1 protein-coding gene is annotated in these 908 nt (G+C 66.1%); it reads right to left on the bottom strand.

All coding sequences use genetic code 11. The features are described from left to right. Nucleotides 1-815, bottom strand: an 815-nt coding sequence (locus tag DKT69_RS00165; protein WP_109799585.1) for an IS982 family transposase, incomplete at its 3' end; no start/stop codon positions are given. Between the last annotated feature and the right edge of the window lie 93 nt (nt 816-908).

Here is a 908-nt window from a genome sequence, read left to right on the forward strand (position 1 = left end):
ACGGTGACGCCTGTGATGGTGCGGCCGCCGTGTTGTTCGAGGTCGAGTTGGCTCTTGAGGGTCTGGTTGACCGATTCAATGCTCTGCCGCACCGCCCGCAGCAGGCCACGACCGGGGCGCGCCGGTTCGGTGCGGTACGCGGGTCGCACGAGGGTGATACCGCTGTCGTTGAGCCAGGTTTCGGTGTCGCGGTCGCGGTAGCCCTTGTCCACGACCAGGATCAGCCCGTCCGGGTGGTGGAACATGTTCGGCTGCAGGGTGACCAGGTCGATGAGAACCTCACGTTCGTCGGTCTTGGCGTTGGTCAGGGCGAACGCGACCGGGAGGCCGTGCACGGTGGTGACCAGGTGCAGACGCAGGCCCCAGAACAACCGGGAGTGCGAGGCGCAGTAGCCGTAGCCGGCCCAACCGGCCAGGTCGGAGCGAAGGACCGTCTCCCGGGACGTGCCGCACGGCACCGGGGTGGAGTCGGCGATCCGGATCGGGTGCCGCCACAGGTCGGTGTCGGTGGCCAGGACCGCGGTGAAATGGGCCAACTGGGTGCTCAGACGCCGCAGGCGCTTGTTGTAGCCGGGCTGCTTGGGCAGGTAGGGAAACAGATGCAGGATCGACTTGCGGGCGTAGCGGACCCAGCGGCTCTCGTTGTGAAAGCCCAGCAGGGCCTGCATCACCGACACCGTGATCAGCTCGGCGTCGGTGATCCGTGGAGCGATCCCGACCTTCGGACGCCACGCGTTGAGCTGCGGGCACGCCTTCAACTCGTCGTCGATCCTGACGTACAGTGCGGTCGCGAGGGTGTCCAGATCGACGTGCACGTGGCCTCCATGGTCTCGTTGCCTAGGCAACGCCGATCATGGATGCCCTTGCGCTTACTCGCTACCCCACACCCCTTGGAATCGATCATCTAG

Source organism: Micromonospora sicca (assembly GCF_003172935.1).
GTDB classification, from domain to species: Bacteria; Actinomycetota; Actinomycetes; order Mycobacteriales; family Micromonosporaceae; genus Micromonospora; species Micromonospora sicca.